Below are 18937 nucleotides of genomic sequence, written 5' to 3' on the forward strand. Positions count from 1 at the left end.
GCAAGTAAGGCTTAATTACCTTACTTGCTAACCATTAAAATACAGCAACTAAAATGTGTAAACTAAAAGCTTAGCTTATTTAATTTAGGTTAAGCTTCATACGTTCAACTGTTTCAACTATGGTCATAGTTTGCTGATCAATCTCAATATTAACTTTATCGCCAATACCAACAAATTGTAAATTGGTACGCGATAACGTTTCAGGGATTAAATGCACTGAAAATGTATCAGCGACTTCAGCGCCTAACGTTAAACTAATACCATTAATACTAATAAAGCCCTTAGCAAAAATATATTTTTGATATTCAGGCGCTATAGTAAAACTTATGGTGCAATTATCTTGGCTATCTTTACGGTCAGCAACTATAGCTTGAGTATGAACATGGCCACTGAGCATGTGCCCGCCAATTTCATCGCCAACTTTTAACGAACGCTCAACATTGACCTTTGAGCCTAGCTTTATATCAACAAGGTTTGATACTCGAAGGGTTTCATCAATCACATCAAAACTTATAAAACTGCTGCCATTGTCTAACTCACCAAATTCAACAGCCGTTAAACAAACGCCATTAATGGCAATACTTGCACCAATTTCAAGGTTTTCAATTAATGAAGGTGCTAACGCAACAGTTAACCTTATCGCATTATCTTTACTAATTATCGCAATTACTTCAGCTTGTGATTGCACTATACCGGTAAACATATATCATCCAGTTAAATACTTTATTTTTTGCTATCTTAGCAAGAAAAACTCGATGATATAATTGCCTTGATGAACATTAACCGCTTTTTTTCCAATAGTAAAAACCTGATGAAATTGGCTTATCCAATTTTAATTGCTCAATTGATCCAAAATTTAATGGGCTTTGCTGATACCGTAATGGCAGGTCGTGTTAGCGCCACTGACATGGCAGCAGTTGCTGTGGCGAGTAGTGTTTGGTTACCCTTAATTTTAGCCATATCAGGTTTAATCATGGCATTAGCCAGTATTGTTTCGCAGTTATCTGGCGCTAGACAGTACGATGAGGTAGCAAAGGCTAGTTACCAAACCGCTTGGATAGCCGTTACCTTTTCCATCATCATTATTATGCTTTACTACATAGCAACACCTTTGTTGATAGACTCTATTGACATGGAGCCTGAACTCAAACAACTGATGTTTGACTACCTAGGTTACATAGTTTGGGGTGGCCCAGGTTATTGTCTTTACTTAGTATTACGTAACTATTCAGAAGGACTCGCTTTTAGTCGCCCGACTATGATCATCAGCATTTTGGGTTTATTGATTAACATACCAGCTAACTATATTTTTATTTATGGTGAGTTTGGTATGCCAGCCTTAGGCGGTGCGGGTTGTGGTATAGCAACAGCGATTGTTTATTGGGTAATGTTTCTCGGAATGCTTGCCTACACTTATTTTTCAAAACATTTAAAGCACGCACCACTGTTTACTAAATTCTATTGGCCGCAGTGGTCAGAAATTAAAGTCATTCTTGCTTTAGGCACACCTATCGCATTTTCGTTGTTGTTTGAAGTAAGCCTGTTTGCTGCGGTTGCCATAATATTAATACCCTTTGGCGCAAATGTGGTTGCAAGCCATCAAATAGCGATTAACTTTTCTGGCTTAGTGTTTATGGTGCCATTAAGTTTAGCCATGGCTGTTACCATTAAAGTTGGTTTTGAAGTCGGTAACAAAAACCTTGAAAAAGCCAAAGAGCTTTGTCGATACTCAGTTATTTTAGGGCTCATTATTGCCGTAGTAACCGCCGCTATTACGTTATTATTTAGAACGCAAATTGCCGCTATCTACACTATAGATACTGAAGTACTCGAACTTGCCGCCAGTTTAATGTTTTTAGCGGCTTTATTTCAGTTTTCAGATGCTATTCAGGTAATTTCTGCCGGTGCGCTTAGGGGTTATAAAGATACCCAGTCAGTGTTGTACATCACCTTTTTCTCATACTGGATTATTGGATTATCTGTTGGGTTAATTCTTGGACTAACCAACTGGATTGCGCCAGCCTCAGGCCCTTACGGCTTTTGGATAGGCTTTATTTCTGGCTTAACGGTTGCTGCTATATTATTAGCTTGGCGTTTAAAAGTAATACAAAATCGCTTCGATCAAAAAGCAGCATTAGCAAGTTAAACTCATTAATAGCACTGAAATGTAGCTAAAATAAACAAAGCTGACAACAAGTGCTGAATTAATCAGCAGTTACATCGGGTTTTAAATAAAACTGCTTGCACTTGCCAAAGCAGATCGCTAACATAGCGCCTCGTTGAGTTGCTCAACAGTTTACATGAAAATATTGCTCGCTTAGCTCAGTTGGTTAGAGTACTTGCATGACATGCAAGGTGTCACTGGTTCGAGTCCAGTAGCGAGCACCATATTAGGGTTTATTAACCCAGAAAAAGCCCGAAAGCATTTTATTACGCTTGTCGGGTTTTTTTATATCTAAAAACTAGTATGGCATTTTATTTTCACCTACTAAAACAAGATTAGGATGGTTGAGTCAATGCATACGCTAACGCAGTTAATTTCAGGTGAACTCAAAGGTATTTCACGCTTAAAGCTTGCTGAACAATTAAATGAATTTCCTATGGAAATTTTAACTTTAGCCGACAGCTTAGAAATTTTAGATTTATCTGACAACCAACTCACCACGTTGCCAAGCGAATTAGCTCAACTTAAAAAGCTTAAAATAATTTTCGCCTCAAACAACTTATTTACTGTGCTACCAGAAGTTTTAGGACAGTGCGAAAATTTAGAAATGATCGGTTTTAAGTCTAACCAAATTCATCATGTACCTGCTAATTCGCTACCTGAAAAACTACGTTGGTTAATTTTAACCGATAACGTTATTGAAACCTTACCCGACACATTAGGCGAGCGCCCAAGATTACAAAAACTAGCATTAGCCGGTAATAAACTAACCAAACTGCCGTTAACATTAGCCAAAGCAAACAATCTTGAATTAGTGCGTATTTCGGCAAACAACTTAACAGAATGCCCTGAGCAGTTATTAAATTTACCTAAGCTTGCGTGGTTTGCGTTCTCAGGTAACCCGTTTAGCCGCTCAACTCTTAACGTAGCAACAGTGCCTTCGCTGCCCTCTTCAAGCTTTAACTTACAAAATGTACTTGGGCAAGGTGCGTCAGGGGTTATTTCAAGCGCCACTTGGACAGATAAGCCGGTAAATTTTCCTGATGAAGTTGCAGTGAAAGTGTTTAAAGGTAAAGTTACTAGCGACGGTTACCCAGAAGACGAGTTACAAGCTTGTTTAAAAGTGGGTCATCATCAAAATCTAGTGCGCTCTTTGGCACAAGTGAACGAAGATGACTACTTAGCGTTAATCATGAACTTAATTCCGAGTAATTTTAAAAATTTAGGTTTACCGCCAAACTTTCAAACCTGTACTCGTGACACCTTCCCTGAAGGCTTTACTTTAAGCGCTGCACAAATTGAAAAAATAGTGCAGCAAATGGAAAGTGTGTTTGAACATTTACACGCAAATAAAGTATGTCATGGCGATTTGTATGCCCATAACACTTTGTTTGATGCACAGGCTAACATTATATTTGGCGACTTTGGCGCTGCCACTATGTATCACATGCTAACACCTACTCAGCAAGCGTTAATTGAAAAAATTGAACGCCGTGCTTTAGCTTATTTTATTGAAGATTTATTCAGCGTTTGTAATAACAAATAAACATACACTTGAATAAAGCTTTAAAGCTCGGATCATTAATTTACACTAAATTGCGCGCGTTAAAGTGTTACCAGATATAAAGTCACTTTTGTTAAAACACTTCTAAGGTATTAATTAAATTAACTATTGCTTATTAATTATACGTAAGTAGTATGTGTAATAATTATATTTTCAAGGATGTTTTGATGTTTAGAATAATCACTTTTATTGCACTTACCTTTGCTATTTGCTCAGTTTCTAACGCTAAAGAAAACCTACCTGCTCTTAATATCTTCGCAAACAATCCAGAAATAAGTTTAATGACGCTATCACCAGATGGCTCAAGAATAGCGTTCAAAACCTTTCAAAATGAACAAGAAGTTCTTCTTATTAAAGACATTGCTACCGGACAAACCTTAGGCGGAACAGCACTAAGTGGCATTGATGTAAAAGTCGCCTATTTTATTGATAACTTTAGAGTGATATTACGAGCATCTGAATACAAAAAACTTCATGGTTTTAAAGGTATGCATAATGTAAGTAGCGCCTTTGTTTACGACCTTAAAACCAAAGAAGTTAGACAGCTGCTAACGCCTGGTTATGGTATTTATAAAGGCCAAACAAGCTTGGGTGGTATTGTAGGTTTATCGCCAGATAAAAAAACCGCTTATATGCCTGCTTATTACAGAAGTGACAGAGGATATAATGTTTATACCTTAATGAAGGTTAACCTTGAGAAAAAGAAAAAACCTAAACAAATATTTATTGGCACAAGCGACTCAGTAGATTTTTTTGTTGATGAAAACGGCGAACCACTAGTTCGTGAAAGGTTTAATGACAAAACCAACAATCATAGAGTGCAAAGCTATATAAATGGTGAATGGATTGACATATTCTCAGAAACTACGGCTTACCGCTATCGTTCATTTTCAGGGTTAACGCCTGATAGAAAATCTTTGGTAATGACCAAAACTGGTGACAACGGTCGTCGACAATACTTCACCATGTCTTTAAAAGATGGCACCATATCTGAGCCTATATTTAGTCGAGATGATGCTGATGTTGAACAAGTGCTAACTGATATTCAACGAGTTGTTTATGGTGTTCGATATTCAGGTTTTAAACCTAGCTATGCTTTTTTTGATCAGCAATTAACTCAAAACTTTAAAATTATTCAATCAGCTATGCCTGAAAGCAGCTTTAGTTTAATTGACCACACACCCGATTGGTCAAAAATGATTTTTAAACTAGAAGGTGGTGAGCAAGCGGGTGAGTACATAATGTTTGCTAATAATAGTTTCAGCTTTTTAGCCGCAAGTCGTGCAAAAGTTTCTGCTGATATTGTAAACCCTGTTTCAGAATACAGCTATAAAGCACGAGACGGTTTAAACATTCCAACACTACTTACCTACCCGAAAGGAAAAACCAAACAAAAGCTCCCAGTAGTTATTATGCCACACGGTGGACCAGAATCTTACGATCGAATTAGTTATGATTGGCTAGCACAATACTTAGCAAGTAGAGGTGTTTTAGTTATTCAGCCACAATTTAGGGGTTCAAAAGGCTTTGGTATTGATCACCTGTTAAAAGGTCGTGGTGAATGGGGCAAAAAAATTCAAAATGATATTTCAGATGCCGTTATAGCACTGAGTAAAGAAAACATGATTGATCCAGACCGCGTATGTATTTTTGGTTGGAGTTACGGCGGATATGCGGCCTTAGCCGGAGCAACCTTTACACCTGATTTATATCAATGTGCCATTTCTATCAATGGTATTAGTGATGTTGAATCCATGTTAGATTTCGAAAAACGTGAACATGGTCAATACAGTGAAACATATAGTTACTGGCAAGAAGTTATCAATAAAAATAGCCAAGATGAAAACTTTCTGCACGATATTTCACCGATAAACTTTGTTGATAAAGTTAAAATCCCTGTGCTGTTAATTCATGGCCAGCGTGACAAAGTGGTTGATTTTGACCAGTCTGATGATTTTTTTGATGCCTTAGAAGATGCTGATAAAGATGTTAAGTTACTAGAACTAAAAGGTGAAGGACATTACTTATTGAAAAATGAATCTAGAATAAAAGCTTTAACCGCCATAGATGATTTTCTGAAAAAACACCTGTTTTAATTAACCATTATTAACAACTAAAACGTTCCCTTAAAACCAACAAAGGCAGATACTTTATCTGCCTTTGTTGGTTTTAAGCCTGCAATTTCACTTCAATTAATGAGATACTAACCACTATTGTTATACTAAACCAAAAGTTATCGACAAAACCTTTATGAACTACACCACAATTGAAGAATTAAAAAACGCTTGGATTTTCAAGCATGCTAGTCTACCGATCAGCGATAGCGACAAGACAAAAATAAAACCTATGGTGAGTAATCGTGCAAAAATACTTTGGGACGGTGCTATTAGTAAAAAATCGGATCATCCTGACTTTTTTAAAAAAGGTGATTGGCCAGAAAATTCAGCAAACTGGTCTGATAATGGCAAGTGGGAAACTATTTGGGAAAGTGATGAGAGTTTATTACCCGAGTTAATTTTAGCGCACTTGACCTGGGATAATAACACCGTTGTTTACTATTGCAGTGCTCGCAACAATGTTATTGAAACTACCTGGGCGGTATTTCAACGTTGTTGGAAAAACTTTTTGTTTATGGATGACGGTGCGATTTTAATTGGCAAAAAGCGCAATGAAGCGGTGCAGTTTTTATCAACCGGCTATTTTAAAGTGGGTAATAAACCTAGTTAACCTGAACTCTGGATAATGAGTGCTTGATACTCAAGTGAATCAAAAGCTTAGGTGGTAAAGTAAATGCTATAGCCAGGTGAACATCACGAATAGACATCATCAATGCTTCATTTTATGCCATTTCCAAGGCAAAACGTTTATGAATAGCGAGCTATTTATCGACGTTTTAACGAAGAAAATGGCTTAAAATTGAGGGTTGAGCAAGTACTGCTTATCCAGAGTTCAGGTTAGTTAGAATAAGTTAAGGCAATTTAACACAGAAACGCTTCAATTATATTTATTGCAACTTACCGATTAAAGTCCTATTAATGCTCTCCCTGTAGATGGTTCTATTCTGGCAGGGAGACACATATCGCCACAATCACAGTAAGATTAACTCACCAATTCAAGTCAGCATTTTTATAAAACCATAGCGGCTATCCAGCCGAAAGCTATTAACGGAAAATTATAGTGAATAAATGTTGGCACTACGCTGTCCCAAATGTGATCATGTTGTCCGTCTATATTTAAACCCGCTGTTGGCCCTAATGTAGAGTCAGAAGCTGGCGATCCTGCATCACCAAGCGCTGCTGCTGTGCCTACTAAGGCAACAATAGCCAATGGTGAAAAATTTAGCTGCAAAGCAAGCGGCACATAAATCGAAGCAATAATGGGAATGGTTGAAAATGAAGAGCCAATGCCAATTGTGATGAAAAGTCCAACCAGTAACATTAAAATAGCAGCAATGGCTTTACTGTCACCCATAATTTCCGCCGATGCAGCAACTAGCGAAGTAATATCTCCTGTTGAGCGTAATACTTCTGCAAAACCTCCTGCGGCGATCATAATAAAACCAATCATGGCCATCATACGCATGCCTTGGGTAAAAACATCGTCTGAGTCTTGCCATTTTAATGCACCTGACAATAAGAACACTAAAAATCCTGCCACACCACCATAAATCATTGAGTGCGTTAGTATTTGAATAGTAAATGCTAACACTATAGCAAATACCGCAACACCAACGGTTCTAGCGCAATAAGGAGCCTCGTGCCCCTCTTCTATACCTTCAACTTTTTCTAATTTTTCTAATTCGTATTTACGTTTATTTCGATAACTATAAAAAACCGCAACTAATAACCCCACTAACATCCCTGATGCCGGTATCAACATAGCTACAGCGGCGTTAATACCTTCAGTTTGCATACCGCTTTGTTGGATATTGGCCAGCAAAATATCATTTAAAAAAATAGCACCAAAACCAACGGGGAAAAACATATAAGGGCTAACTAAACCAAAGGTTAAAATACAGGCAATTAATCTTCGGTCAATGCCCATTTTAGTCATCATAAATAATAATGGCGGCACAAGAATAGGTATAAAAGCAATATGAATAGGAATAATATTTTGTGATGAAAAAGCGGCTAACAAGAGAAAGCTTAACACCAAGTATTTAATTTTTCGGGTTTGGTTTTCAGTGGTAACGCCATTGAGCTTTTTGGAGATTTTACTCGCAAACATTGCCGGTAAACCTGACTTAGATATGGTAGCGGCAAAAGCCCCTAGCAAAGCATAACTTAAAGCAGTTCTTCCACCTGAGCCTATGCCTTTGTTAAAAGCGTCTATGGTTTCGGTGATATTAAGTCCACCGACAACGCCAGCAAAAATAGCCGATAACAGCAGAGATACAACAACATTTACCTTAAGTAAACTTAAGCATAACATGAGTAAAATCGAGACTAAGACGGTATTTACTATTGCAGAGCCTGCGTTCATAGACTCATAAAACATATAAGCAGTAGCTATTGATAATATTGAAATAACCACTTTAACCTCTACACACATGAAGTTAGCGTTTTGAAGCTTAACTTTTTCCATTGTAGCACCTTGTGATAACGACGAGTTGTCGTATGAATTATTATTTTCCGTAAAAGGTTTTACGTGCTGATGCAGATAATGCCACGCCAGGCTTATTGTTATAAGCAAGTACGACCATCATTCTAGTAATATCACCAATGGTTGGGGTAACGCGGTGAATAGCATTTCGGCCTCTAAACAGCACTAAAGCGCCTGGTTCAATTGTTAGCATGTTGGGTTTAATCTCACCCGTAAGCACTTTCTCGGCATCTGCAAAGTTCATTTCTCCTTTATCAGCATCTCGAACATCTCTGACATACTGAAACTCACCTCCTGCTTCAGGTTTTTGAATCATTAACGTAGTAGCAAAAGAAGAGTTATCAAAATGCCAACCTAACTCTTGACCTTCGCTAGCATAATGCAGGTTAATTGAAGAACAATCATCATCATAACTATAAAGCGCCTGCTCGTTTAACACCGTTTTTAGAAATGAGCGAAAGGTGTCACTGTCATAAAGTGTTCTCAGGACCGATTCTTCAGATATTTTATCATCTGTAATACAGCCCTTGCTTGATATAACTCGCTTATTTCTAATATGATCTTCAGGATAACTTAAATCCGCATCACTAATATAAATGTTGTGCTGTTGATTAGTAAAAAAAGCCAGATGCTTTTTAGCTTCACCTTCAAGCCTTATTTGCTCTAACGCCTTTTTAGTAATGAAATTATCAATAACAATGGCACCATCACGATCAAGCGTTGCTTTACAGCGCTGTATGTAAGCTGGATCAGTAATCTGATTCAACTTAAGGCTTATAACGTCTTCAAATTTCATTGCTTTCTCCAAGTAAACCGCTAGAACTCAACACTAAATAGATTGATTTTTTTACAATAAATCTATGTTGCTTATTAGTCTATTATCTGAAGTTATTAATTAAGTACAATACTATATTTTTGCAATTCACTTTTACTGCTGGGTAATAATCTAACTTAATAAGGTTTATTTAAAAACAATATCAAGATGAAGTGAAATAGGTTTTGCCTGTAGTTTTCGCACACAAAAAAAGGGAATTAAATTCCCCTTTCAATGTTTATCTTTCCGTGTTGTTCAGCCCTGTATTAAATAATACTGACTAACCTTTACTTTCGTTGTTGCTTCCATCTTCACTCGATAATAACACAGCAAACCAGTGCCCTTCTGCAGAGTTTTCTAGCGCTATTTTTATCACCATAGTTAAAGGTACTGATAACAACATGCCTACTGTGCCAAGTAACCAGCCCCAAAAGATTAATGAAATAAACACCACTAAAGTTGATAACCCTAAGCCACGGCCCAGATAACGCGGTTCAACCACATTGCCCATGACTGTATTTATGGTTAAGTAACCTAAACCAATAAAACCTGCTGCTGCCGGCCCTAATTGTAATACCGCTAACGACATAGCTGGTACAGCGGCGATAATAGATCCGATATTAGGAATGTAGTTAAGTAAGAAGGCTAACACGCCCCAGAGTAAGAAAAAGTCTAAACCAAAGGCCCATAACATTATTGATACGATGACGCCGGTGGCAATACTCACCAAGGTTTTAATCGCTAAATAGTTATTTACTGACGCTAAAAATTGGTCAATTTGTTTTAAACGTGCTTGTGGATCATCAAGCGCTAAGTGAAGTTTATGCGATAATGATGACGCCTCAAACAGCATAAAAATTACCGTAATAATGATCAAAAATAAATTGGCCATTACCCCACCTAAACCACTGAGCATTTTGGCAGCTAAGCCCATAGCGGCAGCTGGATCGAAGTATTCAATTAACAGTTCAGGCGAGATAATAATATTGTAATTATCGAGTTGTTTAGTTAACCAAACAAATTGCGCTTGAAGCTGCTCACGATACTCTGGAATAAGTTGTGATAATTCATTTAACGAGTTTCCTACTAAGCCAGCTAATGAAAGCGCGATAGAAACAAAAATGCCTATCACGAAGATAACTGCTACTGGTTTTGGTATTTTATATCGCGCAGCCATTACCACTAATGGGTTACATATAATGGCGATAAAAACCGAGAGTAAAAAAGGCACGAGTAACGTTGCCGCTGTTTTAATCCCCGCGAGTACAACAAATAATGCAGCAGTAACGAGTAAAAACTTCACTGCGCCTTCAGACTTTCCTTGTAAACCCATTTTTAAAACCTATTTTTAGAATTATTATCATAAGTACTTAAAACTATACGCTATTTAACACCATGCTCGCTACTGTAACCAGCATATAGTTTTACTAAACTAAACCGCTAGTGAACAAGTTACATAGTACGTCGAATTAATGTAACGCTCGATAGTTTAAGTAAACGCCAACAACTAAGCATACCAATACTGCCAACAAAAAGTGCCCCTGCTCCAATACCTACTAACCAATATTGAAAATGGAAACTGCCTGGCATGTTAAATACTTGGCTTTGCAAGATGTAAACGGCTATTTCCATACCAATGCTGGCCATTAAGCCTGCAATAGCTCCTAAAGCGACAAACTCGAACAGCACACTATTGCGTAGCAAACTGCCCTTAGCGCCTAAGGTTCTTAATATCGCTAGCTCTCGTTCACGCTCTTCCATACTTGCTTGAACTTGCGCCACTAATACTAAGCTGCCCGCTAGCACTACTAGAATTAAGATCAGCTGTATAGCAACCGTTACTTGCTCAATAATACTATTAAGTTGCGCCATAATCGCAGCAAAGTCCATCACGGTTATGGTTGGAAAGTTTGCCAAAAAGCGATAAACCAAGTCTCGGTCTTTATCCATAATCGACCAAGCAGAGATTGATGTTGTAGGAAATTTATCAAGTACACTTTGATTAAAGACCATGATGAAGTTTAACTGACGACTTTGCCAATTAACTTCACGAATACTGGTAACTGGCACAGTGAAAACGTCTGAGCCAATCGTAAACGTTAACTCATCACCTAACTTAATAGCCAAACGTTCGGCGATATTACTTTCAACCGATACTTGAGGTTTTTCGTCGTCAACTTGCCACCACTGGCCAGATATTATTTCATTTTCTTCCGGTATTTCGTCGCGCCAAGTTAAACCAAGCTCACGGCCCATGCCTTGTCTGCTTTCTTGTTGCTCTGCTTTCTTAGCTTTTGGTTTTTTATCAGTAGCTGCATTTTCGCCGCTTGTAACAGGTGTTTCTTCTTTATCTTCATCAACCGTTTTTATCCCGTTAATGGCCGATAAGCGCCCACGATAAACATGATAGAAACCTTGGTTAGCAATATTATTTTCTTCAACAAATGCTTTTAATGGATCTATTTGGTTTTGCGTAATGTTAATTAAGTAATGATTAGGTGTATCTTCTGGAAACTGTTGCTCCCACTCAGATAATATTGAGCTTTTCATTACGGTGATTAACAGCAATAACTTTATGGCGATAGTAAAACTGACTAACTGCACACTGTTTTCACTGGCGCGACGTTTTAAATTTGCTAATGCCAAATGCCAAGATTTTCCAGCCTTAGTGCCAACACTGCGCCCTGCACTCATTAACCCGCGGCCAAATAACAACAAAATAAACGAGACAACCACGCCACCCAATAACAAAGCAGCACTCATCACTATATCTTGGCTGAAAATAAAGAGCAGTAAAAACAAGGCTAATAACGGCGGTAATTGATGCCAACCAAAACGCGCAACTTGCTCTTGATTAAACCCTCGAATAACATTTAACGGTGAGCTTTTGACTAGACTCATAATAGGGTGAATAGCAAAAGCAATAGCGCACAATAACCCAGTGAAAATGGCGGTTACAAACGGTTTAAACGTTACGGGAGCATCTGCTAAAGATAAGTAGCTCGCAATGGCGTTAACGCCAAGTAACATCAAGCCATATCCAAGCAACAAACCTGTGGCTATACTCAAGCAACTTAATAAGGTCCAATGCAAACAATAGAGTTTTCTCACATGAGAAATAGAAGCACCTAAAGCTTTAAAAATTGACACGGTTGACTGATGTCGCTGACCATAACGGCGACTAGCTACCGCAACAGCAACTGCAGCTAATACAATACCGAGCATACTTGCTAGTGAAAGAAACTTTTCTGCGGTGTCTAATATTCTTGATAAACGGTTTTGTGCCGCTTTTGCATCATACCAACGTTGTGTTTCATTAATTTGTGGCTTTATCCAAGTCTCAAAGGTTTCAATAGCATCAGTTTCGCCAGCAAATAAATATTTATAAGTAATACGACTACCTGGCTGAATTAACTCGGTTTTTGGCATATCAGCAATGTTCAAGATCACCGTAGGGCCGGCAATAAACGCCCGATACGAACGATCAGGAATATCGGTAACAACGCCAGCAATAGTCAGTGGCGCGACACCAATTTCAATAATGTCTCCGATTTCAACATTCAAACGACTTAGCACACTTGGCTCTACCCAAACACTACCTGGGCTTGGCGCGTTAACAACTGTACTTTCAGCTTGTGTTAATGAGGTTTTTACCCGTAATTCACCACGTAAAGGATAAGTGTCTGATACCGCATCAAGTTCGCTAAGCAGCATGTTATCGCCAGCAAAAGCCATTGACTCAGTTTCAATTTTACGTGCAGATTTTATCGCTAAAGATTGGCTTTTCTCGAGTATAGCGCTATCAACTTCTGAAGACATTCGCAGCACACGATCAGCACCTATGGTATTAGTACTGTTTGAGACAATTGCATGTTTAATTTGGCCAGAAAACCCGGTAAGCGAAAATACCGTGGCAACGGCAAGCACAATAGCGAGAAATATAATGGTTAATTCACCACGGCGAAGCTCATGATGTAACAGGCGTAACGATTGAGAAAGCCACTTCGTAGAGGCTGTTGGTTTAACACTACTCATAATTAACCTTCTTGCGAAACTGGCGTTTGTGTTTCACTCTCACTTTGATTGATGTTTTTACTATTGATTTGGTCTTTGCCTAAATCATCAGTAGCCACTAAAGCTGAAGGTTCGGTTAAAATGCCGCTGTCCATTTCAACTTGTCGCTGACATCTTGCCGCTAATTTAGCATCATGAGTAACGAGTACCAGTGTTGTACCTTCTTTCGCATTTAAGTCAAAAATTAAGTCTGTAATATGTTGGCCAGTTTTACTATCCAAATTACCGGTAGGCTCATCAGCAAATAAAATATCAGGCTGAGCAATAAAAGCACGAGCAATAGCAACACGTTGCTGTTCACCCCCAGAAAGCTGAGATGGATAATGATCAAGTCTGTCAGCTAACCCTACTTGTGCAAGTAAAGCTTCGCCTCGAACTTGTGCGTCGGGCATGTTAGCCAGTTCAGCAGGCAACATAACGTTTTCAAGTGCGGTTAAACTGTTAATTAACAAAAACTGTTGAAAAATAAAACCTACATGCTGCGCTCTAACTTGGCTACGTTGTTCTTCATTAAACTGGTGTAATGGCTGGTTTTTAAGATACACTTGTCCGGTACTTGGCAAATCTAGCCCGGCTAAAATTGATAATAAAGTCGTTTTACCCGAACCAGATGAACCAACAATGGCAATTGATTCGCCCGCAGCAACGTTTAAATTTAACGCTTGAAGTAAAACTAAGGTTTTATCTTCAACTTGTACTGACTTAGTTAGGTCTTTAACGCTTAGAATACTCTCGGAATTTACTTGCATGAAAAATTATCCACTTTATTTATTGTTTATTAGCTTACTTTTTATTACTTCAACGAACGTAACTGCACAGGGTAATAAAACCAATACGATCGATAACAGCATTCGTATCACACCAACCAGCAATATTTTACTCTTAGGTGATAGTATCAGTGCAAGTTATGGGATGAAACCCACCCAAGGCTGGGTACATTTACTTAATGAAAAGCTTAACGAGCAAAATCAACCTTACACAATAATAAATGCCAGTGTTAGTGGCGAAACGACGAGTGGCGGTTTATCTCGGCTAGCAGGCATTTTAGCTAATCAAGATGTTGACCATTTATTGATTGAGTTAGGTGGAAACGATGGTTTGAGAGGCTATTCTCCTAAGTTAATAAAAAATAATTTGTTACAAATGGTGAAACTTGCACAAGATAAAAACATTAAAGTTTCAATGATTCAGATAAAAATCACACCAAATTACGGCCCAAGATATAATAAAATGTTTGAGCAGGTTTTTGAAGACGTTGCTAAAGCAAGCAATATAACCTTACTACCATTTTTCATGGAAGCGGTTGCCACCGATAAAAGCCTTATGCAAGCCGATGGCATTCACCCTAACGCAGAAGCCCAACCAATAATTGCCAATTATGTTGAGCAGCAACTTAATAATTTAATGACGATGGAACAGTAAATAACAATGGAATTTATTTGGATTGGTTTTGCGTTTATTTGTGGCTTATTAACAAAGTTGGTGGCTTTACCACCGTCAATTGGTTATTTGGCTGCTGGGTTTATCTTACTTTTTCTAGGTTATGAAGCTGATAGCATGATCCATGTATTAGCTGACATTGGTATCACGCTAATGTTATTTACCATAGGTTTAAAGCTCAATATAAAAGACTTACTCAAAGCCGAAGTTTGGTTAGGCAGTATAAGCCATACCGCTGTTTGGTTAGTTGTTGGTGTGGTCATCATAAAAGGTATGGCATTAATTACTATTCCTTTTATCAGCGGTTTAAGTTTAACAACTTCAGCATTAATTGTATTTGCCCTAAGCTTTAGTAGCACCGTTTGTGTTGTTAAATTAATGGAAGAGCACGGAGAAATGCGAACACGCCATGGCAAACTCGCCATTGGTATACTGGTAATGCAAGATGTTATCGCCGTAATATTTTTAGTTGTAGCTACCGGTAAAATACCAACCCCTTGGGCTGGCTTATTACTGCTGTTCATTCCTTTAAAACCATTAATAAATAAAGCTATTGATAAAGCAGGCCATGGAGAGTTAATTCCATTAATGGGCTTTTTCATTGCCTTTGGTGCCTACGAATTGTTCGAATTAGTGCATATTAAAGGGGATTTAGGCGCGTTGTTAGCTGGCATGTACTTAGCGTCTCACACTAAAGCGAGTGAAATAACTAAGTCACTACTGAGCTTTAAAGACTTATTTTTAATTGGCTTCTTTTTATCTATCGGTTTTACCGCATTACCTACAGTAGAAATGCTAGTAATAGCCTCAGTATTAACATTGTTGCTGCCTATTAAGTTTATGCTGTTTTTCTTTATTTTAGTTAAACTGAAACTCCGTGGCAGAACTGCATTTTTATCCGCTTTAGCCTTAAGTAACTTCAGTGAATTTGGCCTTATTATTGCCGCATTAAGTGAAAAAGCCGGCTGGTTAAGTTCTGAGTGGCTAGTAATATTATCATTAACGGTAGCCTTGTCATTTATCCTCACTAACGTGTTATATAACTATGCCCACGACTACTTTGCCAACCATAAAGAAAGGTTTAAGCGCTTTGAAAGTAAAAAACGTTTAATAGAAGATGACTTTATTCAACCTTGCGATTCCCCTATTGCCATAATAGGTTTGGGCCGTGTTGGTATCGGTGCATATAATGCTTTAAATGCTCAAGTTGGTAACCAAGTTTGGGGCTTAGACACTGATAAAGCAAAAGTAGAATGGCTAAATGAACAAAGCATTCAGGCCTATTTTGGCGATGCTGAAGATGCCGATTTTTGGGAAAGCATAGACTTGAGTAAAATTGAGCTAATACTATTAGCTTTACCCTCAATACTCGACATGAAAAGTATCACCCGTCAATTAAGACGCACAAATTACCAAGGTAAAATAGCCGCTATTGCCCGTTATGATGATGAACATGAAGCGCTAGAAAGCTTCGGGGTTGATAAAGTGTTTAACTTTTATAACGAAGCTGGTGTGGGTTTTGCTGAAGAAAGTATGAGCCTAATTAAGAAGATTTCATAACGATTGAGGTTTACGCTTATTTAACAACCAAAAAGCTTAATTAAACCCAAATTAATTATGACTTCTCCTGCCGTCCTCCTTATTTTCTCCCTGTGAATAGTTCTTTTACAAGGAGAAAAGAAGGAGAAAGTAATGAGCAGCAACTAAATTCAATAAAGTTAAGACCCGGCATTAATAGAAAGTAATGCATAAATTTCAGGCATAAAAAACGGTGATATTTTTTATAATTAGTAACCAAAAGCTTAATTAATTCCAAATTAATTATGACTTCTCCTGCAGTCCTCCTTATTTTCTCGCTGTGAATAGTTCTTTTTACAAGGAGAAAAGAAGGAGAAAGTAATGAGCAGCAACTAAATTCAATAAAGTTAAGACCCGGCATTAATAGAAAGTAATGTATAAATTTCAGGCATAAAAAACGGTGATATTTTTTATAATTAGTAACCAAAAAGCTTAATTAAACCCAAATTAATTATGACTTCTCCTGCCGTCCTCCTTATTTTCTCCCTGTGAATAGTTCTTTTTACAAGGAGAAAAGAAGGAGAAAGTAATGAGCAGCAACTAAATTCAATAAAGTTAAGCCCCGGCATTAATAGAAAATAATGTATAAATTTCAGGCATAAAAAACGGTGATATTTTTTATAATTAGTAACCAAAAGCATAATTAATTCCAAATTAATTATAACTTCTCCTGCCGTCCTCCTTCTTTTCTCCCTGTGAATAGTTATTTTTGCAAGGAGAAAAAAAGGAGGAAGTAATGAGCAGCAACTAAATTCAATAAAGTTAAGCCCCGGCATTAATAGAAAGTAATGCATAAATTTCAGGCATAAAAAAACGGTGATATTTATTGTAATATCACCGTTTTAAATTTGTTTAGCTAACATTAATTAACTTAAGTTAAGGTTATCAGCCCCAACTTACAACACTCACTTGCTAAGTTCTCAACCTCTTTATAAAGACTAATGTAGAGGATGAACTAATATCTTGTTAACCCATTAAAGCAAGTCAACACGCTACTTTTCTGGTGTTATAATTATACCGCTAGGGTTAATATCTCACGACTTGTTTGTAAGCTAATATCGCTGTTTTCGCCTAACGCCGTCATACCGTGTTGCTCTAAACGTTCAATCAATAAATCTATATCTTTGCTGCCAAGCTCTACGTCTGATAACCGTGTTGGTACTTGCATTTTTTCAAAAAATTCTTCAGTTAAACGAATAGCTTGATCAATACGAGCATCTTCATCACCTTCGGTTATTTGCCAAACACGTGTTGCATATTGAAGCAGTTTTTCACGTTTTTGTGCTTTACGTACTTTCATTACCGCTGGTAAAACAATCGATAAAGTACGCGCATGATCAATACCAAAAGCACCGGTAAGCTCATGACCTATCATATGCGTTGACCAATCTTGTGGTACACCTGCGCCAATAAGACCATTAAGTGCCATGGTTGCCGACCACATAATATTCGATCTAATATCTAAATCATCTTTGGTGTCAGCTGATAATGCTTTAGGGCCTTCTTCAATTAAGGTTTGCAATAAACCTTCACTAAAGCGGTCTTGCACTTTGCCGTTAACACTATAAGTTAAGTACTGTTCGATAGTATGAACAAAGGCGTCAACTACGCCATTACTGATTTGGCGATCTGATAAAGACAAAGTAACTTTAGGATCTAACACAGCAAATAAAGGACGAACTAACGGGCTTGAAAACGCAAGTTTATTGCCATCTCTTGTTACTACAGAGTTACCATTACTTTCAGAGCCAGTAGCAGGTAGCGTTAAAACGGCACCAATAGGTAAAGCTTTTTTAACGGCTTGCTGTTTAGCAAGAATGTCCCAAGGGTCATTGCCATCTTCATATAAGGCTGCTGCAGCAATAAATTTAGCACCATCAACAACAGAGCCGCCGCCTACAGCAAGTATGTAATCAATTCGTTCAGCTTTAATAATTTCAGAAGCTTTCATTAAGGTGTTGTAACTTGGGTTTGGCTCAATACCTGAGAACTCGAAGAAAGTATGTTCGTTAAGCGCCGAAATTACTTGTTGATACACACCATTACTTTTAATAGAACCGCCACCATAAACAAGTAAAACTCTTGCATCTGATGGAATTTCTTGTGAAATAGCGGCAATTTGCCCTTCACCAAAATGAATGCGTGTTGGATTTTGAAAACTGAAATTTAACATTGTTATATCCTAATATTATTCTGTAAGTCATGTATAAATGCACTTTTTGAACAGAAAATTTGAGTCTTTATTCTGTTCAAAAAACTATTAAATAATGCTCAACACTATATCAATATTGCCGCGTGTTGCATTTGAATATGGGCAAACTTGATGCGCTTTATCTACCATGATTTGTGCTTCGTTTTTATCCATATCGCCTAACGACACCGCAAGTTTAACTGCAATACCAAAACCACCTTCAACTGCACCAATAGCAACTTCTGAGTTGATATAAGTATCACTAGGTAAAGTAATTTTTTCTTGGCCGGCAACAAATTTTAGTGCGCCAATAAAACAAGCGGCATAACCGGCAGCAAATAATTGCTCTGGATTAGTACCCTGCCCGTCATCACCACCTAAACCTTTAGGTGTTGACAATGTAAGGTTTAAACGGCCATCGTCTGATTTTGCACTACCTTCACGTCCACCAGTGGCTGTTGCTTTTGCGGTATAAGCTATGTTTTGTAATTCTTTCATGACATATTCCTA

At 37.7% G+C, this 18937-nt stretch carries 14 protein-coding genes and 1 tRNA gene; 7 read left to right on the top strand and 8 right to left on the bottom strand.

Annotation, left to right across the window (positions count from 1 at the left end):
- Window positions 1-79: 79 nt before the first annotated feature.
- The gene (locus B6A32_RS12135; protein WP_085304403.1) at window positions 80-703 is read right to left on the bottom strand and encodes a riboflavin synthase subunit alpha; all 624 of its coding nucleotides are present in this window, start codon (window positions 701-703) and stop codon (window positions 80-82) included.
- Between the two features lie 108 nt (window positions 704-811).
- Between B6A32_RS12135 and B6A32_RS12140 the strand changes: the two genes are divergently transcribed.
- The 5 genes from B6A32_RS12140 (at window position 812) to B6A32_RS12160 (ending at window position 6455) form a co-directional block, all read left to right on the top strand.
- Window positions 812-2146, top strand: a complete 1335-nt coding sequence (locus B6A32_RS12140; RefSeq protein ID WP_233131410.1) for an MATE family efflux transporter — start codon at window positions 812-814, stop codon at window positions 2144-2146.
- 165 nt (window positions 2147-2311) lie between these two features.
- Window positions 2312-2388: transfer RNA gene (locus B6A32_RS12145), tRNA-Val, on the top strand.
- Window positions 2389-2516: 128 nt separating this feature from the next.
- Window positions 2517-3710, top strand: a complete 1194-nt coding sequence (locus B6A32_RS12150) for a leucine-rich repeat-containing protein kinase family protein (RefSeq protein WP_085304674.1) — start codon at window positions 2517-2519, stop codon at window positions 3708-3710.
- Window positions 3711-3895: 185 nt separating this feature from the next.
- Window positions 3896-5824, top strand: a complete 1929-nt coding sequence (locus B6A32_RS12155; protein ID WP_158088486.1) for an alpha/beta hydrolase family protein — start codon at window positions 3896-3898, stop codon at window positions 5822-5824.
- A 154-nt stretch (window positions 5825-5978) separates the two neighbouring features.
- Window positions 5979-6455 carry a DUF2947 family protein gene (locus B6A32_RS12160; RefSeq protein WP_085304407.1) on the top strand — a complete coding sequence of 159 codons (477 nt, stop codon included), beginning with the start codon at window positions 5979-5981 and terminating at the stop codon, window positions 6453-6455.
- Window positions 6456-6854: 399 nt separating this feature from the next.
- Here the strand turns inward: B6A32_RS12160 and B6A32_RS12165 are convergent, their stop codons facing one another.
- From B6A32_RS12165 to B6A32_RS12185, 5 genes are all read right to left on the bottom strand, one after another.
- Window positions 6855-8210 (bottom strand): Na+/H+ antiporter family protein, encoded by a 1356-nt coding sequence (locus B6A32_RS12165; protein ID WP_085304676.1) that lies wholly within the window; start codon window positions 8208-8210, stop codon window positions 6855-6857.
- A gap of 142 nt (window positions 8211-8352) precedes the next feature.
- Window positions 8353-9126 carry a HalD/BesD family halogenase gene (locus B6A32_RS12170; RefSeq protein ID WP_085304409.1) on the bottom strand — a complete coding sequence of 258 codons (774 nt, stop codon included), beginning with the start codon at window positions 9124-9126 and terminating at the stop codon, window positions 8353-8355.
- Window positions 9127-9424: 298 nt separating this feature from the next.
- Window positions 9425-10477: an AI-2E family transporter gene (locus tag B6A32_RS12175; RefSeq protein ID WP_085304411.1), complete on the bottom strand. Its 1053-nt coding sequence runs from the start codon at window positions 10475-10477 to the stop codon at window positions 9425-9427.
- A gap of 119 nt (window positions 10478-10596) precedes the next feature.
- Complete coding sequence (locus B6A32_RS12180) at window positions 10597-13179, bottom strand: ABC transporter permease (RefSeq protein WP_085304413.1); 2583 nt, start codon at window positions 13177-13179, stop codon at window positions 10597-10599.
- 2 nt (window positions 13180-13181) lie between these two features.
- Window positions 13182-13967: an ABC transporter ATP-binding protein gene (locus B6A32_RS12185; RefSeq protein WP_085304415.1), complete on the bottom strand. Its 786-nt coding sequence runs from the start codon at window positions 13965-13967 to the stop codon at window positions 13182-13184.
- Here B6A32_RS12185 and B6A32_RS12190 point away from each other — a divergent pair.
- The gene (locus B6A32_RS12190) at window positions 13966-14640 is read left to right on the top strand and encodes an arylesterase (RefSeq protein WP_085304417.1); all 675 of its coding nucleotides are present in this window, start codon (window positions 13966-13968) and stop codon (window positions 14638-14640) included. The genes B6A32_RS12185 and B6A32_RS12190 overlap by 2 nt on opposite strands.
- A gap of 6 nt (window positions 14641-14646) precedes the next feature.
- Window positions 14647-16218, top strand: coding sequence for a cation:proton antiporter family protein (locus B6A32_RS12195; protein ID WP_085304419.1), 1572 nt, complete (start codon window positions 14647-14649; stop codon window positions 16216-16218).
- 1030 nt (window positions 16219-17248) lie between these two features.
- Here the strand turns inward: B6A32_RS12195 and B6A32_RS12200 are convergent.
- Together B6A32_RS12200 and B6A32_RS12205 are read right to left on the bottom strand one after the other, a co-directional pair.
- Window positions 17249-18409 (bottom strand): iron-containing alcohol dehydrogenase, encoded by a 1161-nt coding sequence (locus B6A32_RS12200; protein ID WP_085304421.1) that lies wholly within the window; start codon window positions 18407-18409, stop codon window positions 17249-17251.
- A gap of 87 nt (window positions 18410-18496) precedes the next feature.
- Window positions 18497-18925 carry an organic hydroperoxide resistance protein gene (locus tag B6A32_RS12205; protein WP_085304423.1) on the bottom strand — a complete coding sequence of 143 codons (429 nt, stop codon included), beginning with the start codon at window positions 18923-18925 and terminating at the stop codon, window positions 18497-18499.
- Window positions 18926-18937: the final 12 nt, after the last annotated feature.

Source organism: Colwellia polaris (assembly GCF_002104515.1).
GTDB lineage: Bacteria > Pseudomonadota > Gammaproteobacteria > Enterobacterales > Alteromonadaceae > Cognaticolwellia > Cognaticolwellia polaris.

What these genes read in the sequence shown, in the direction of transcription:
- B6A32_RS12135 (WP_085304403.1), bottom strand. Translation starts at nt 703, where the DNA reads ATGTTTACCGGTATAGTGCAATCACAAGCTGAAGTAATTGCGATAATT.
- B6A32_RS12140 (WP_233131410.1), top strand. Translation starts at nt 812, where the DNA reads ATGAAATTGGCTTATCCAATTTTAATTGCTCAATTGATCCAAAATTTA.
- B6A32_RS12150 (WP_085304674.1), top strand. Translation starts at nt 2,517, where the DNA reads ATGCATACGCTAACGCAGTTAATTTCAGGTGAACTCAAAGGTATTTCA.
- B6A32_RS12155 (WP_158088486.1), top strand. Translation starts at nt 3,896, where the DNA reads ATGTTTAGAATAATCACTTTTATTGCACTTACCTTTGCTATTTGCTCA.
- B6A32_RS12160 (WP_085304407.1), top strand. Translation starts at nt 5,979, where the DNA reads ATGAACTACACCACAATTGAAGAATTAAAAAACGCTTGGATTTTCAAG.
- B6A32_RS12165 (WP_085304676.1), bottom strand. Translation starts at nt 8,210, where the DNA reads ATGAACGCAGGCTCTGCAATAGTAAATACCGTCTTAGTCTCGATTTTA.
- B6A32_RS12170 (WP_085304409.1), bottom strand. Translation starts at nt 9,126, where the DNA reads ATGAAATTTGAAGACGTTATAAGCCTTAAGTTGAATCAGATTACTGAT.
- B6A32_RS12175 (WP_085304411.1), bottom strand. Translation starts at nt 10,477, where the DNA reads ATGGGTTTACAAGGAAAGTCTGAAGGCGCAGTGAAGTTTTTACTCGTT.
- B6A32_RS12180 (WP_085304413.1), bottom strand. Translation starts at nt 13,179, where the DNA reads ATGAGTAGTGTTAAACCAACAGCCTCTACGAAGTGGCTTTCTCAATCG.
- B6A32_RS12190 (WP_085304417.1), top strand. Translation starts at nt 13,966, where the DNA reads ATGAAAAATTATCCACTTTATTTATTGTTTATTAGCTTACTTTTTATT.
- B6A32_RS12185 (WP_085304415.1), bottom strand. Translation starts at nt 13,967, where the DNA reads ATGCAAGTAAATTCCGAGAGTATTCTAAGCGTTAAAGACCTAACTAAG.
- B6A32_RS12195 (WP_085304419.1), top strand. Translation starts at nt 14,647, where the DNA reads ATGGAATTTATTTGGATTGGTTTTGCGTTTATTTGTGGCTTATTAACA.
- B6A32_RS12200 (WP_085304421.1), bottom strand. Translation starts at nt 18,409, where the DNA reads ATGTTAAATTTCAGTTTTCAAAATCCAACACGCATTCATTTTGGTGAA.
- B6A32_RS12205 (WP_085304423.1), bottom strand. Translation starts at nt 18,925, where the DNA reads ATGAAAGAATTACAAAACATAGCTTATACCGCAAAAGCAACAGCCACT.